This is a genomic window from Burkholderia territorii (genome assembly GCF_001718335.1).
Classification (GTDB): Bacteria; Pseudomonadota; Gammaproteobacteria; order Burkholderiales; family Burkholderiaceae; genus Burkholderia; species Burkholderia territorii.
In genome coordinates this window covers 1732824-1747393 of the sequence record NZ_CP013365.1, presented here as the reverse complement: position 1 = coordinate 1747393, position 14570 = coordinate 1732824, and the positions used below count along the sequence as shown (strand labels likewise).

Below are 14570 nucleotides of genomic sequence, written 5' to 3'. Positions count from 1 at the left end.
GATTGTCTATACAGTAAAATGCCTGTTTATCTGGATTCGATTCAATTCTGATATAGGGAACCATGCTCACACACCGGCACGTCGAGGTCTTCCGCGCGCTGATGGTCACCGGCAGCACGACGCGTGCGGCCGAGATGCTCTATACGTCGCAGCCGACGATCAGCCGGGAGCTTGCGCGCATGGAGCAGGTGATCGGTTTCGCGCTGTTCGAGCGCTCGCACGGCCGGTTGCGGCCGACGATGGCCGCGCTCACGCTGTTCGACGACGTGCGGCTCGCGTATGTCGGGCTCGAGCGCGTCGCGGCGACGGCCGCGCGGCTGCGCGAGTTTCGCGACGGGCAGTTGTCGGTGATCGCGCTGCCGGCGTTTTCGCACGCGATCCTGCCCGGCGCCTGCCGGCGCTTTCACGACGCGCACGCGGGCGTCAGCGTGTCGGTGGCGACGCAGGAGTCGCCGGTGCTCGAGGAGTGGCTGACCGCGCAGCGCTACGATCTCGGGCTGACCGAGCACGACGTCGCGCCGGCCGGCACCGTCCTCACGCCGTTGCTCGAAGTCGACGAGGTCTGCGTGCTGCCCGACGGCCACCCGCTGCTCGCGCAACGCGCGATCGATCTCGCGGATCTCGCCGATCGCCCGTTCGTGAGCCTGTCGCTGAACGACCCGTACCGGATCCTGATCGACGAAGCGTTCGCGCAGCTCGGCGTCGCGCCGCGTTCGGTCGTCGAGACGCCGTCGGCCGTGTCGGTGTGCGCGTTCGTGCGGCAGGGGCTCGGCGCCGCGATCGTCAACCCGCTGACCGCGCTCGATTTCGTCGGGCGCGATCTGCACGTGCGGCCGCTCACGCGCTCGTTTCCGTATCGCGTCAGCGTGATCGTGCCCGAGCACCGGCCGAAAAGCCTGCTCGTCGACGCATTCGCCGATGCGTTGCGCGCCGAGGCGCACGCGATTCGCCAGCGGCTCGCCGCGCTGCCCGGCTGACGCCGGCCGTATGATGGGTGTTTCGCTGCACGCCGGGCCATCCTCCTCGTCCTCTTTATCTTCATGGAAACGGAACCTGTCATGACCGACGTTTCATCTTCTGCCGAACAACCGACGCTCGTCGGCGAGCGCATCATGCTGCGGCCGCTCGACGCATCCGACCGGCACGCATTGCTCGACGCGGCGGCGGACGGCCGGTTGTGGAACCTGAAGGTCACGGTCGTGCCGGGCGAGGACACGGTCGACGCGTATATCGACGCAGCGCTGCAAGGCCGCGCGGCCGGCACCGTGATGCCGTTCGCGATCGTCGATCGGGCCTCCGGCCGCGTGATCGGCAGCACGCGTTTCTGGAAGATCGACCGCAACAATCGCAAGCTCGAGATCGGTCATACGTGGCTGAGCGAATCGGCGCAGCGCACGCACGCGAATACCGAGGCGAAATGGCTGCTGCTTTCGTATGCGTTCGACACGCTGCACTGCGTGCGCGTGCAGTTCACGACCGACGAACTGAACGAGAAGTCGCGCGCGGCGATTCTGCGGCTCGGCGCGAAGCAGGAAGGGATCGTGCGTCACGAGCGGATCATGCCCGACGGCCGCAAGCGCAATTCGGTGCGCTTCAGCATCATCGACGATGAATGGCCGGACGTGAGGGAGCAGCTGAGGGCGAAGCTCGCGACGTAACGCGAACCGCGTGTCGCGGGCGTCGCGCCGCCGGAGGGGGCGGCGACGCGACGTCGGGGAAGAAGGGCGCCGCGCGCGATGCGCGGCGACGCATCGCGTTACTGCGCCGATGCGAGGTGGTGACGCTGCGCGAGCTTCTGCGCGTCCGCGTAGTGCGCCTGCAGGATCGGCAGCGACTGGCGTGCGACTTCCTTCAGCTTCGTATCGCGGCCGGAAGCGATTTCAGCCTGGAATGCCGAGATCGTCTTTTGCTGGCCGGCGAGCGCGACCTGCTCGATGTATGCCTTGTCGAATTCCGCGCCGCGCAGGTTCTTGATGCTGTCCAGCACGGCCGTGTCCGGGTCGTTGGCCGGCACGTCGACGCCGCGCGGGCTGGCCGCGCGCATCGCCTGGATGATCTTCTCGTCGTCGGTGGATACGCGCTGCGCGAATGCCTTCACCTGGCTGTCCGACGTGCGCGAATTGGCGATGCGTGCCGCATCGTGCTGCGTCGACACGGTTTTCGTGCCGTCGGTAATGAAAGTCTGGTCGGCTTCATGGATGCGCGTTTGCGTGGCAGCGGCCGGCGCGGACGCCGACGGTTGCGCGGTTTGCGCGGTCGCCGTCACGGCGACGAGAAGCAGGCCAGCGGCAGACAATGCAAGGCGCGAGACTTGGGGGAAGCGGTTCATGGGACCTCCTTTCTATCGGGGCTCTGATTAACGGACGGATCGGGTGATCCGCAGCTGTGCGAGAGACCGGGCGCGCCCGGGCCGGACTCGATGGCCGCTCTGCCGCGGCGGCGTTCGAAGCGTTTCCCGGCCCGACTGATTCTAGGAGAGCGCTCAGGTAGCAGGTGCAACGGCGCTGTGGTTTGTGTAACGGTTCGTAAGACGAATCGATGTGCGCGCGAGCGGGCAGGTAGGGCGTACCTGTTGCATGCTTCGTGGCGGCAATTTTTGCGGGGCGCGGCGTGCGTGAAATGGCTGCGACGCGTGCGCGTGTCATCGGCGTTTCATCGTGTTGCGCATGGCGCGCGCCGGCTATTGCGCGACGCGCAGAATCGAATGCGCGATGCGCGGGACGTTCTCACACGCGGTCGAGCAATGCGTCGAGATGCGGGAGAAGCGGCGTCGCGCAGTGCGCCTGCAACGCATCGGCGGCCGTGTAGCCCCACGCGACGCCCTGGAAGGCGATCCGCGCGCGGCGCGCCGCTTCGGCATCGCGGATTTCGTCGCCGACGTACAGCACGTCGTCGGGCTGCATGCCGGCTTCGCGCACGAGCGCGCGCAGCCGGCGTGCCTTGCCGAACAGCGGAATGCCGCACGCGAACGTATCGACGCACCGGCTCGCATGCGGGCCGAGCCGGTCGCGCACGATGTCCTCGCTGTTCGACGTCGCGATCGCGATGCGGATGCCGCGCGCGGCCAGCGCGTCGAAGGTCGCGTCGACGCCGGGGAACAGCTTTACTTGTGCGATGCGCGGGCGCATCAGCCGGCGCATGTCGAGCGTCACGCGCGGCACTTTCCACATCGGCACCTCGAGTGCGCGGATGATCTCGCGTGCCGACATGCCGCGCAGCGCAGGACGCAGTTCGGGTGTCGCGTCGCGAAAGCCGTGCATGCGTGACGCTTCCGTGAGTGCCGAGAGAAAGCAGTCGAGAGAATCGGCGAGCGTGCCGTCGAAGTCGAATGCGATGAGTCGATAGGGCATGAAGCGATGCCGGGAGTTCATTGAGGCGGTGACGATATCACCGAATCGGGCGGTGTGGTTCGCGTGACCGGTCGTGCGGGTGCCGAGATTGGCGCTACGCGTAGTGGTAGCGACAGGACACGATGCTGATCTGAAGATCGTCGGCTTCATAAACCAGACGGTTTGTATCGTCGATGCGGCGCGACCAGTACCCGGACAGGCTGGCCTTCAGCGGTTCGGGCTTGCCGATGCCCTCGAACGGCGTGCGTTGGGCTTCGCGAATGAGCTGGTTGATGCGCTTGAGCGCGGGCATCCGAAAAATGAATCGTGCGCATGATTTGCCTCAACTTGTACCTTAAGCTGTACAAGTAAAGCACGGGTCACTTTCTTGTACGGAGTGTCGTACGGGTCGCTTCGGCGTCGCTTGTCGCCCGCCGCGCGTCGCGCTATCGTTGCTGCTCCCAGCCCACACCGGAGAGCCGACGTGCCAGCAGCCACACCCGCCACGCTGAGATTTTCCACCGACAAGCGCGAACTCGACATCGACGCGATCTTCGATTTCCTGCATCGCGATGCGTACTGGTCGCAGGGCATTCCGCGCGACGTCGTCGAGCGCGCGATCGAAGGCTCGCTGTGCTTCGGCGCATATGTCGGCGACCGGCTCGTCGGATTCGCGCGGCTCGTGACCGACCACGCGACGTTCGCGTATCTGTGCGACGTCTTCGTGTTGCCGGCCGACCGCGGCAACGGCTATGGCCGCGCGTTGATCGATCATGTATTCGCGCAGCCGATGGTGCAGAACCTGCGCCGCATCATGCTCGTGACGACCGATGCGCACGAACTTTACCGGCCGGTCGGCTTCGGGCCGCCCGCGAATCCCGAGCGGTTGATGGAGATTCGCCGGCCCGATATCTACACAAAACGCTGACGGGCGGCGAGCGCATACAATACGCGCTTTCGTTTTTGCCGAAGGGAAGCAGATCATGACCGAACAGGAAGCCGAACAGCTCGCCACGCATCGCCACTACAAGGGCGGCCTGTATCGCTACATCGGCGTCGCACGTCATTCCGAAACCGAGGAATCGGTGGTGGTGTACGAGCATCTGTGGCCGCATGCGCGCGGCCTGTGGGTGCGGCCGGAAGCGATGTTCAACGAGAACCTGCCGGACGGCACGCCGCGCTTTCGCAAGCTGCGCGACTGAGTCGTGCAGGCGGCGGCAGACGGCCGCGCCGCCGCGCAATCGCAGGCGGCACGCGCGTCGCCGTCACCCGTCGCCCGTCGCGGCTGCGTCGGCCTTACGCGCCGGACAGTGCCTTCACCAGTTCGGCAGGCGCGTGCGCGACCGTCACCTCCGGCGTGCCATGCCATGCCGCCAGCCGCTTCACGGCCTTCGCGACGTCGGCCGCGAGCCCCGTGCCGAATCGCACGCCCGGCTCGACATGCACCGACTTCAATTCGAACGTGCCGAGCGCGCGATGCGCTTTCGCGTCGACGCGCCCGATCAGCCGGCCGCGATGCAGCACCGGCAGGCAGAAATAGCCATAGCGCCGCTTGTGCGCGGGCGTATAGCACTCGATCGTGTAGTCGAACCCGAATAGCGTCGACGCGCGCCGCCTGTCCCATACCACGGGATCGAACGGCGACAGCAGCGTCGTGACGGTCGAGCGCAGCGTATCGGCCGCGGCGGCCGGCAGCAGCGCGTCGAGCGAGCGATGCACGTAGGCCGGCTCCTTCCAGTCCGCGATCTTCACCGGAATCAGTTCGCCCGCGTCTGCGAGCTGCTCGAGCTCGGCGCGGTACGAACGGCGCGGCAGCCGATAGTAATCGGCCACCCAGTCGGCGCGCACGATGCCGAGCGCGCGGCACGTGTAGTCGAGCAACGCCGGCAGCACCGCGTCGCGCGGCGGCAGGTCGCGCGCATCGTCCCAGCCGGGCAGCACGCGCTCGCGCACGTCGTAGATCCGCTGGAAGTTGCGGCGTTCGGACACCATCAGTTCGCCGGTCGTAAAGAGCACCTCGAGGTGTTTTTTCTCCGGCTTGCGGTCCCACCAGCCGTTGCCCTTCGCGCCGTCTTCGCGAATGAAGTCCGCGGACCGCACGGGGCCTTCGTCGCGAATCCGCGCGAGCAGCCGTTCGATTTCCGCGCGATTCTGCTCGTGCCAATCGGCCGCATACTTCCAGCCCATTCCGGACGGATCGAGCATCTTGTAGCGCATCAGGCCGTATTGCTCGATCGGCAGGAAGCACGCCTCGTGCGACCAGTATTCGAACAGGCGCGCCTCGGCCAGATGTTCGTCGAGCCACTGCGGGGCGAAGTCGCCCAGGCGGCTGAACAGCACCAGATACGGGCTGCGCGCGACGACGTGAATGGTATCGATCTGCAACTGCGCCATCCGCCGGATCGTGTCGAGCACGTCGGCCTTGGTGGCCTTGCGGCGGGGCGGGGTCAGCAGGCCCTGTGCGGCGAGATGCAGCGCGCGGGCGGCGGCGGGCGAGAGCGTAAGCATCGGAGCGGCGGCTGAGGATGGCGGTCGGGCACCACTTTAGCGCGAAAGCGGCGTACGTGCGCGACGCATGCACGCAACGCGTCTGACAATGGTTGACAGATGCGCGGCGCGACTTTCCCTATAGTGCAGTCATGGCGCGACGAAATGTGCGCGCAACGATTCCGCTTCCGACGCACATATGTCCATGGCACGCAGGAAGCAGATCCGGGATTCTCAACCCCCAACGAGAGACCCGGAGCCCTGAGCGGACATCCATGCGGCTGTGCACCGGCCCCGTGTGGATGTCCGCTGATTTTTTTTGTTTTCCGGTTTTTCCACTCCAGCCGGCACGTTCATTGCCGCTTGCCGCGCGCGACTTCATCGCCGGCGCCGGGCGGCAGCCGTCGCGTGATCGGAATCGACGCGAACGAACACAGCCCGACCACGACGAACGCGGGCCAGAAATCCGACCACACCATCGTCGTGTGCCCCTGCAGCCAGTGCGACACGTGCAGCACGAGGCCGGCGACGGTCACGCCGAGCCCGAGCGACATCTGCTGCACGACACTGCCGAGGCTCGTCGCGCGGCCTGCATCGGCCTGCGAAATATCCGCGTAGATCATCGAATTCAGGCTCGTGAACTGCAGAGCGGGGAAGATGCCGCCGACCAGCACGATCGTCCAGATCGCCCAGGTCGCCATGCCCGGATGGAACACGCCGTAGGCGGCGATCGCGAGCCCGGCGAACGCGGCGTTATAGATCAGCACCGTGCGAAAACCGAAGCGCCGCAGCGTATGAGTAGCCGTCGATCGGCTCACCGCGCCGCCGAGCGCGGACGCGCAGGTGATCAGCCCGGAATGGAACGCGCTCATCCCGAGGCCTTCCTGCAGCGCGAGCGGCAGCAGGAACGGCACCGCGCCGAGGCCGATGCGGAACAGCGATCCGCCGACCACGCTCGCGTGGTAGGTCGGTATCCTCAGGAAACTGAGGTCGAGCACCGGACGCGTCTTGCGGCGCGCATACGGTACGTAGAGCGCGAGCATCGCCGCACCGGCCACGCACATCAGCAGTGCGTTGCCGCGCGACGTGAGCGAACCGTCGATCAGCGTGAGACCCATCAGCAGCAGCGCGGCGCCGCTCGCGGACAGCAGGAAGCCGAACCAGTCGAGCGGGCCGGGATCGGCTTCGTGCGTGTTCGCGATGTGCTTGCTCGCGAGGTAGATCCCGTAGATGCCGATCGGCACGTTGATGAAGAAAATCATCCGCCAGTGCAGGTAGGTCGTGATGAAGCCGCCGACGAGCGGCCCGACCGTCGGCCCGAACAGCGCGGGAATCGCGAGGTAGTTCATCGCGCGCACGAGATCGGAGCGCGGCACCGCGCGGAAGATGATGATCCGGCCCACCGGCACCATCATCGCGCCGCCGACGCCCTGCACGAAGCGCGCGAACGTCAGCAGGCCGAGCGAGTTGGAGGCGGCGCACATCAGCGAGCCGGCGACGAAGATGCCGATCGCGGTGCGGAAGACGGAGCGTGCGCTGAAGCGGTCGGCAAGCCATCCGCAGATCGGAATGAATACGCCGAGGCCGACCACGTAGGCCGTGATCGCAATGTTCAGTGTGACGGGGTTGTGCCCGAAGTCCCTCGCCATCGCGGGCAGTGCGGTGACGATGATGTTCGCGTCGACGCTTTCCATGAACAACGCACAGGCAACGATGAGCGGTGCTAGAAAGACGGGCGACATGGGCAGGGCGCGCGGTAAAGACGCCATTATGCCCACAATGTGGTCGTTGCGTCACGCGAGACAACGGTCGTTCCGCATGTTGCAACAGTCGTTCCTGTTACCGCGCATGCAGGAAGAGACGACCGGGGTGTCGTGTGCGGTACATGACACGACACATGACGCGCGGCCGCGAGGGCGGCGGCGAAACTTGCGTGCGATGCGCGTTTCGTGCGACAGTCGGAACTCATCTGCGACACACAACGACGCGCATCGATCGACGGCCATCGAGACGAGCGCACGCGCGAACGAGACCCCTGCCGAACCATTCTTCATCGAAAGGAGGGGACACGTCATGACGTCACGCCGTGCCGCATCGATCGCATCGCATCCTGCCTCGCATCCGTCCATTCCCGCGCCGCGTCTGCGCTGGGCCGCCGTTCTCGCCGTCGCTTACCTCGCCGTCGCCGGTTGTGCGGCGCAGGCCGACAGTGCGAATCAACCCTCGATGCAGGCGGCCAGCCCGCCCGCCGCGGCGACGCTCGCGAGCCCGGCTTCCGGCACGCTGCTGCCGCCGCCGAGCCAGCTCTACGGCGACCTGTTCGTCGCGGTTCAGACGGCGCAAATCTATCCCGATCAGAAGACCTTCGTCGACGCGACGCCCAATACCGATCCGGCGACGATCGTACAGTTGTATCAGCAACAGAAGTCTCAGCCCGGCTTCTCGCTGAAGGCGTTCGTCGACCAGCATTTCACGCCGCCGCCGGAGGGCGGCGTCACGCCGCCCGCGAACCAGACGCTGCGCCAGCACATCGACTGGCTGTGGCCGCAGCTCACGCGCACCACCACGACGGTGCCGCCGTACAGCTCGCTGATTGCGATGCCGAAGCCGTACGTGGTGCCGGGCGGCCGCTTCCGCGAAGGCTACTACTGGGATACCTATTTCACGATGCTCGGGCTGCAGGTGTCGGGGCGCGAGGATCTCGTCGACGACATGCTCGACAACTTCGCGTATCTGATCGATACGGTCGGCCACATCCCGAACGGCAACCGCACGTACTACGCGAGCCGCTCGCAGCCGCCGTTCTTCGCATACATGGTCACGCTCGCCGCGCAGGTCGAAGGCGACAAGGTCTACCAGAAATACCTGCCGGCGCTGCGCAAGGAACATGCGTACTGGATGCAGGGCGAAACCACGACGCCGCGCGGGCAGGCCGCGCGCAACGTGGTCGCGATGCCGGACGGCGCGGTGCTGAACCGCTACTGGGACGCGAGCGACACGCCGCGCGACGAGTCGTATCTCGAGGACGTGACGACCGCGAAGTCCGTGCCGAATCGCCCGGCGAACGAGGTGTACCGCGACTTGCGCGCGGGCGCCGAAAGCGGCTGGGACTACAGCTCGCGCTGGTTCGGCGACGGCAAGACGCTCGGCACGATCCGCACGACGTCGATCGTGCCGGTCGACCTGAACAGCCTGATGTTCCATCTCGAGACGACGATCGTGAAGGGCTGCGCGGTCACGCGCGACATCGCGTGCGTGGCGGATTTCTCCGGGCGGGCGGCGCGGCGCGCGGCGGCGATCAATCACTATCTGTGGAATCGCCGCGGCTATTACGGCGACTACGACTGGCAGTTGCGCAAGCCGCGCGACGGGGTGACGGCGGCGGCGCTGTATCCGCTGTTCGCGGGCGTCGCGTGGCCCGAACGCGCGAAGGCGACCGCGCGCGAAGTGCGCAAGACGCTGCTGCAACCGGGCGGCCTCGCGACGACGACCGAGAACACCGGCCAGCAATGGGACGCGCCGAACGGCTGGGCGCCGCTGCAGTGGATCGCGATCGACGGGCTGCGCCGCTATGGCGAACCGGCGCTCGCGAAGGACATCGGCACGCGCTTCCTGGCCGACGTGAAGCATGTGTATGCGACCGAAGGCAAGCTCGTCGAGAAGTACGTGGTCGAGGGCGCCGGCGAGGGCGGCGGCGGTGGCGGCGAATATCCGCTGCAGGACGGCTTCGGCTGGACCAACGGCGTCACGCTGAAACTGCTCGGGCTGTATGGCGAGTGACGGGCCGCGTGTGTTGAACGCAGGCACGTAACCCGGCATGGCGGACACGGGCCGGACGGCCGCGCGCGCGGCGAGCCGGCCCGTGTCGCACGCGCGGATGTCAGAACGTGATCGTCGTGCGCACGCCGACCACCGTTTCGTCGCCGATGCGCGCGCCGGCCGCGTTCGGGTTCGGGATGCCGCCGCCCGGCCGGAAGAAGTGCTGCAGGTCGGCCTGCAACTGCCACCACGGCGCGACCTGGTACTGGTAGGTCGCCTCGATCACCGTTTCCGCGCGGCGCACCGGATAGCCGGGCGTCGTATACGTGCCGGTGTCGCCGTCGAGCGCACGCGCATGCGAACCGATCTTCGCGTAGCCGATCGCGATGCCGGCCGTATCGTCGTCGCGGCCCTTGAACGGCGCCTTGAGCGTCACGCCCGCATTCGCCGCGAAATCGACGACGTTGCGATCGCCCGGCGCGCCCATCACGCGCGCGAACACGCCGATTGAACGCGGGCTGTCCGCCGACGGCCGCCACACCATCTGATCCGCGACCGCATAGAAACCGTAGTTGCCGCGATGCGTGGCGGGGATTCCGTTGCTGGCCGGATTCGCGAGCGACAGCCCGTCGGTGCCGACGCGCGGATCGTTCGTGTGTTGCGACTGATACCAGAAGCCGAGCTTGTACGTGCCCGGCAGGCCGGCCGGTTGCGGCGCCTTCGGGTCGGCGGGCGGCGCGTTCAGCGCGTACTGGAGCTCGCCGATCACGAACGCGCCGCTGCGCAGGTTGAAGTTGGTGCCGTGCGCGTTCAGCACCTGCGCGTCGCCGTCGCTGCGGCCGGCCGGGTTACCGTCGAACACGCCGACCATCGCGGTCCACGCGTCGGCCGGCTTCACCCGCAGCCGCACGCCGAGCGACGACAGCGGATACGCGGGGCCGCCGGACGGCAGGTCGGTGGCCGGCAGCACGGGCCAGCCGAACGTCGCGTTCATGAACGTCGCCGCGTACTGGCTCACCATGAATTCCTGGTCGACGCTTTGCTGGCCCACCCGCACGTCGGCCTTGCCGGCGAGGAACGCCTGCTGATACCAGAGCTCCCACAGCCGCGTGGTCGAATTCGCCTCGACGCCGGTCGCGGTCTGCAGCGTCTGCAGATAGCGCTGCGTGAGGTTGGTGCCGTGGATCTGCAGCGCCGACACGTTGAAGGTGCCGCCCGGCAGCCCGATCGCCTTGTCCGTATCGACGTTGAAGCCGAATTGCGTGAGGCCCTGGTAGGCGCCGCCGCGCTGCGTGCCGCCTGCGGCGTTGTACAGGTATTCGCTGGTTTCCTGCAGGTTCAGCGTGACGCCGTGATCGCCGAGCACGTCGCGCAGGCCGCCCATGTTGCCGAACAGGTTCGAGCGCTCCCAGAAACCGGTGGGCGCTGGCGCGGCAGCATCGGCGGCCTGTGCGGGGGCGGCGTCGCTGACGCCGGACGCCGGTTCGGCCGCGGCGGCCGGCGATGTCGATTGCGCGAATGCGGGCGCGGCGGCGAGCGACAGCAGCAGCGCGGCGAGCGCATCGAGGCGCGGTGTACGCGGTGCGGATTCGAAGCGATTCTTCATGCGGGCTCCGTTGTTTGATTGATTAGTGAGACTGAAGAAATGGGCACGTGAAGCGATGCAGCGGGCGCGGACAGCGGCGCGCACGGATGCGCGCGTTGCGCGCCGCCGGTCATGGCAGCCAGCCGCCGATCCGCCATACGTGCGCGAAGCCGAGGCGTGATGCGGCGACGCAGAGCAGCGCAACGAGCGCGACGGCGGTCGCCATCGCGCCGATCAGCACGCAGTCGAGCACGCGCAGTGCTGCCGGCAGGTGCGCGAGCGCGCTGCCGCGCCGGTGGCCGAACGCATTGGCGAGCGGCGCAAGGAGCGATGCCGGCGAGCGGTCGGACGCGACATGGCCGAGTCGCTTGAGTCTGGCCGCGAACGATTGAAAGAACATGACGAACCTCCGTCCGGTCCGGCGCATGCCGGACGACGTGACCGAGCGCGGGTGCATGACGCGGCCTGCGATCGGCGGTTGGAACGTAACGGAGCGTGCGACGGACGAGCCGGACATGCCGGCACCGGGGGAAGCGCGCTAACCCGACGAATGCGAGCGAGCGGCGAATGACATGCGTCTTGCTGCTATCTCGCGATGGCTTGGCCGGCCTGGGCCGGCATCGAACTGCAACTGGAGCATGTGTCCACGAAGGGACTCCCTCGATGAATTGGGGCGGATTGTAGTCGCGAGTTTTGCTGCGGTGCAAGCAAAAAAAGCAGCGGCGTTGCGCCGGGTGGACCGGCTCCGTCAGCGCGTCGAGGGCCGGCCGTGGCCCGGCACGACCGCGCGCCGGCGGCCCGTGGCGACTGTTGCTTGCGCGCATCGGCGGCGCGCGTCATGCGGCGCATTGAAAGGTTGCGGCGCGTCATTTCGGGCGCGAATCTTTCAGCGTGCAAGGCACGAAAAAAATATTCCCCGTAGCGGGGGCCGGAGGGTTGACTTCCGTTTCGGCCGGTTCATAAAATCCGGCATCTTCACTCTTGGGGCCGCCGCCTTGGACGCCTGCAGTAGTCGATCTTCGAACGAAATTTCCGCCTGAGCGACCGACGTCCGCGCCTCAATCGAAGCCGCCGTTTGTCATTCAGGCAAACGGTGCGCGCAGCAGTATTCCGCAGCAACTCCCTACGTGCACCCTGATTCGCGCCGGTTAGCGTGATGCGTTCGCGCATGCGCCATCCGGTTTCGCCGCCGCCCGGCGCGCGGCCGCGTTCGCGCATGCGTTTCGCATGCATCCGAACGACGGCCCGCGCCGGACGGCGGTCAACCGTGTTCTCCGGAACACCGTACAGGAGCCGCCATGAACGACAGTGACAGTTGTCCCTTATGCCCGTTGCACCAACAGACCCTTTTGAACCCGGGTCGCAGGGACATGCCGGCCGACTAGCCTGACACGTCGTTAAGGCCCCGGACTGGCCCCGCGCCCACCACGCGGCCGGCACGCATGCCGGTGCCGCCAGGAGCCAGACCATGAACTTCGGCCTTCTGCTGTCGAACCTCCCGCACGTCGCGGAATCGCGTCCGCATTACGACGCGATGCTGACGCTCGATGCGCGTCCGCGGGTGTTCTCCCGTTTGCTGAACCACCTTAAATCGTTGATCCACTGAAGAAGCGCCGAGCGCGTCTCGGCATGCGCGCACGGCGTCGTTCCGCGCGCGCATTCCAAGGCCACACGCTTGCCGGATAAAAAAACCAGTCGTACGGAATTCATCATGTCCACGCCATCGAACGTCTCTCCACCGATCGCCGTCGAACGCAGCGCCGTGCTCGACGAAGCCCACCTGGGCGACATCCGCGGCGCGTTCGGCACCATCGCGCACCACGACACCGCCGCGCGCCGCACGTGGTGGGCGCGTCTGCGCACGCTGCTCGCGATCATCGGCCCCGGCCTGATCGTGATGGTCGGCGACAACGACGCCGGCGCATTCGGCACCTACACGCAGGCCGGCCAGAACTACGGCACGACGCTGCTGTGGACGCTGCTGCTGCTCGTGCCGGTGCTGTACGTGAACCAGGAAATGGTGCTGCGTCTCGGCGCGGTCACCGGCGTCGGCCATGCGCGCCTGATCTTCGAGCGCTTCGGCAAGTTCTGGGGCGCGTTCAGCGTGATCGACCTGTTCCTGCTCAATGCGCTGACGATCGTCACCGAGTTCATCGGCATCACGTTCGTGCTGGCTTTCTTCGGGCTCCCGAAGGTCGCGGGCGTGTGCGTGGCGGCAGCCTTGACGATGGCGGCGGTGAGTACCGGCGACTTCCGGCGTTTCGAGCGGTTCGCGATCGTGCTGTGCGTGATGAGCCTGCTGCTGGTGCCGGTGCTCGTGTCGATCCACCCGCCGGTGGCGCAGATGTCGCGCGACTTTTTCGTGCCGAATTGGCCCGCGCACGCGAAGCTGTCCGACGTGATGCTGCTCGTGATCGGCATCGTCGGCACGACGGTCGCGCCATGGCAGCTGTTCTTCCAGCAGAGCTACGTGATCGACAAGCGCATCACGCCGCGCTTCATGAAGTACGAGAAGGTCGATCTGTGGATCGGCATCGCATTCGTGCTGATCGGCGCGGTCGCGATGATCGGCTTCAGCGCCGCGCTGTTCGGCGGCCATCCGGAGGCGGGCGGCTTCACCGACGCGGGCGGCGTGATCGCGGGCCTCGAGAAATACGCGGGCCGCACGAGCGCGACGCTGTTCGCGGTCGCGCTGCTCGACGCGTGCATCATCGGCGCGGCGGCGGTGTCGCTGTCGACCGCGTACGCGATCGGCGACGTGTTCAAGATCCGTCATTCGCTGCATCGCGGCGTGTCCGATGCGAAGGGCTTCTATCTCGTCTACTTCGGCATCGTCGCGGCCGCTGCGGCGCTCGTGCTGATTCCGGGCAGCCCGCTCGGCCTGCTGACCGAAGCGGTGCAGACGCTCGCGGGCGTGCTGCTGCCGAGCGCGACCGTGTTCCTGCTCGTGCTGTGCAACGATCGCCAGGTGCTCGGCCCGTGGGTCAACTCGACGAAGCTCAACGTGTTCACGGGCGCGGTGATCTGGGTGCTCGTGCTGCTGTCGATCATCCTGACCGCATCGGTGATGTATCCGGACATCAGCGGCGAAGCGATCGTCGATGTGCTGGTCGGCGGCACCGTGCTGGCGATTGCCGGTTATCTCGCGACGGTGCTGATTCGCCGCAACAAGCGCGTCGTCGAACCGGGCATCGATCGCGCGCTGCGCGAAACCTGGCGCATGCCGCCGCTCGATTCTCTCGAGCCTCAGAACATGACGGTCGCAACACGCGTGTGGATGGCCGTGCTGCGCGGTTATCTGGTGATCGCCGTCGGTCTCGTGATCGTCAAGGTCGTGCAGATGACGCTGCTGAAGTAACGCCGCGCGGCGTCATCGCCAGATGTGAGCACATGCCGGCCCGCGAGGCCGG

14 protein-coding genes are annotated in these 14570 nt (G+C 66.9%); 7 read left to right on the top strand and 7 right to left on the bottom strand.

The annotated features are described in order from the left end of the window. Nucleotides 1-62 precede the first annotated feature (62 nt). Both WS51_RS07675 and WS51_RS07670 read left to right on the top strand, forming a co-directional pair. Nucleotides 63-977, top strand: coding sequence for a LysR family transcriptional regulator (locus WS51_RS07675; RefSeq protein WP_069228889.1), 915 nt, complete (start codon nucleotides 63-65; stop codon nucleotides 975-977). Between the two features lie 81 nt (nucleotides 978-1058). Then, on the top strand, nucleotides 1059-1658 hold the full coding sequence (locus tag WS51_RS07670; protein WP_059846489.1) for a GNAT family N-acetyltransferase: 600 nt from the start codon (nucleotides 1059-1061) through the stop codon (nucleotides 1656-1658). 98 nt (nucleotides 1659-1756) lie between these two features. Here WS51_RS07670 and WS51_RS07665 read toward each other — a convergent pair whose 3' ends face one another. The 3 genes from WS51_RS07665 to WS51_RS07655 all read right to left on the bottom strand — a co-directional run bounded on the left by WS51_RS07665 (nucleotide 1757) and on the right by WS51_RS07655 (nucleotide 3642). After that, the gene (locus WS51_RS07665) at nucleotides 1757-2329 is read right to left on the bottom strand and encodes a DUF4142 domain-containing protein (RefSeq protein ID WP_059449511.1); all 573 of its coding nucleotides are present in this window, start codon (nucleotides 2327-2329) and stop codon (nucleotides 1757-1759) included. 397 nt (nucleotides 2330-2726) lie between these two features. Then, entirely contained in the window at nucleotides 2727-3350 is a 624-nt protein-coding gene (locus WS51_RS07660) for an HAD hydrolase-like protein (RefSeq protein WP_069229160.1), read from the bottom strand. 94 nt (nucleotides 3351-3444) lie between these two features. Next, the gene (locus WS51_RS07655; protein WP_196484172.1) at nucleotides 3445-3642 is read right to left on the bottom strand and encodes a Txe/YoeB family addiction module toxin; all 198 of its coding nucleotides are present in this window, start codon (nucleotides 3640-3642) and stop codon (nucleotides 3445-3447) included. A 171-nt stretch (nucleotides 3643-3813) separates the two neighbouring features. On the opposite strand from WS51_RS07655, the gene WS51_RS07650 reads away from it, so the two are divergent. Both WS51_RS07650 and WS51_RS07645 read left to right on the top strand, forming a co-directional pair. Next, nucleotides 3814-4257: a GNAT family N-acetyltransferase gene (locus WS51_RS07650; protein WP_059544106.1), complete on the top strand. Its 444-nt coding sequence runs from the start codon at nucleotides 3814-3816 to the stop codon at nucleotides 4255-4257. Between the two features lie 55 nt (nucleotides 4258-4312). Beyond that, complete coding sequence (locus WS51_RS07645; protein WP_006751720.1) at nucleotides 4313-4531, top strand: DUF1653 domain-containing protein; 219 nt, start codon at nucleotides 4313-4315, stop codon at nucleotides 4529-4531. A gap of 94 nt (nucleotides 4532-4625) precedes the next feature. Here WS51_RS07645 and WS51_RS07640 read toward each other — a convergent pair whose 3' ends face one another. Together WS51_RS07640 and WS51_RS07635 are read right to left on the bottom strand one after the other, a co-directional pair. Further along, nucleotides 4626-5837, bottom strand: coding sequence for a winged helix-turn-helix domain-containing protein (locus WS51_RS07640; protein WP_059506676.1), 1212 nt, complete (start codon nucleotides 5835-5837; stop codon nucleotides 4626-4628). A 332-nt stretch (nucleotides 5838-6169) separates the two neighbouring features. After that, nucleotides 6170-7558 carry an MFS transporter gene (locus WS51_RS07635; protein WP_059769218.1) on the bottom strand — a complete coding sequence of 463 codons (1389 nt, stop codon included), beginning with the start codon at nucleotides 7556-7558 and terminating at the stop codon, nucleotides 6170-6172. Between the two features lie 331 nt (nucleotides 7559-7889). On the opposite strand from WS51_RS07635, the gene treA reads away from it, so the two are divergent. Then, on the top strand, nucleotides 7890-9596 hold the full coding sequence (gene treA / locus WS51_RS07630; protein WP_059805561.1) for an alpha,alpha-trehalase TreA: 1707 nt from the start codon (nucleotides 7890-7892) through the stop codon (nucleotides 9594-9596). Between the two features lie 100 nt (nucleotides 9597-9696). On the opposite strand, the gene WS51_RS07625 is transcribed toward treA, so the two are convergent. Further along, nucleotides 9697-11181 carry a carbohydrate porin gene (locus WS51_RS07625; protein ID WP_069228888.1) on the bottom strand — a complete coding sequence of 495 codons (1485 nt, stop codon included), beginning with the start codon at nucleotides 11179-11181 and terminating at the stop codon, nucleotides 9697-9699. 109 nt (nucleotides 11182-11290) lie between these two features. Next, on the bottom strand, nucleotides 11291-11560 hold the full coding sequence (locus tag WS51_RS07620; RefSeq protein ID WP_059769224.1) for a hypothetical protein: 270 nt from the start codon (nucleotides 11558-11560) through the stop codon (nucleotides 11291-11293). Nucleotides 11561-12628: 1068 nt separating this feature from the next. Here WS51_RS07620 and WS51_RS32470 point away from each other — a divergent pair. Continuing rightward, nucleotides 12629-12766 carry a hypothetical protein gene (locus WS51_RS32470; RefSeq protein ID WP_167357966.1) on the top strand — a complete coding sequence of 46 codons (138 nt, stop codon included), beginning with the start codon at nucleotides 12629-12631 and terminating at the stop codon, nucleotides 12764-12766. Nucleotides 12767-12871: 105 nt separating this feature from the next. Continuing rightward, nucleotides 12872-14518, top strand: coding sequence for an NRAMP family divalent metal transporter (locus tag WS51_RS07615; RefSeq protein ID WP_069228887.1), 1647 nt, complete (start codon nucleotides 12872-12874; stop codon nucleotides 14516-14518). Nucleotides 14519-14570: the final 52 nt, after the last annotated feature.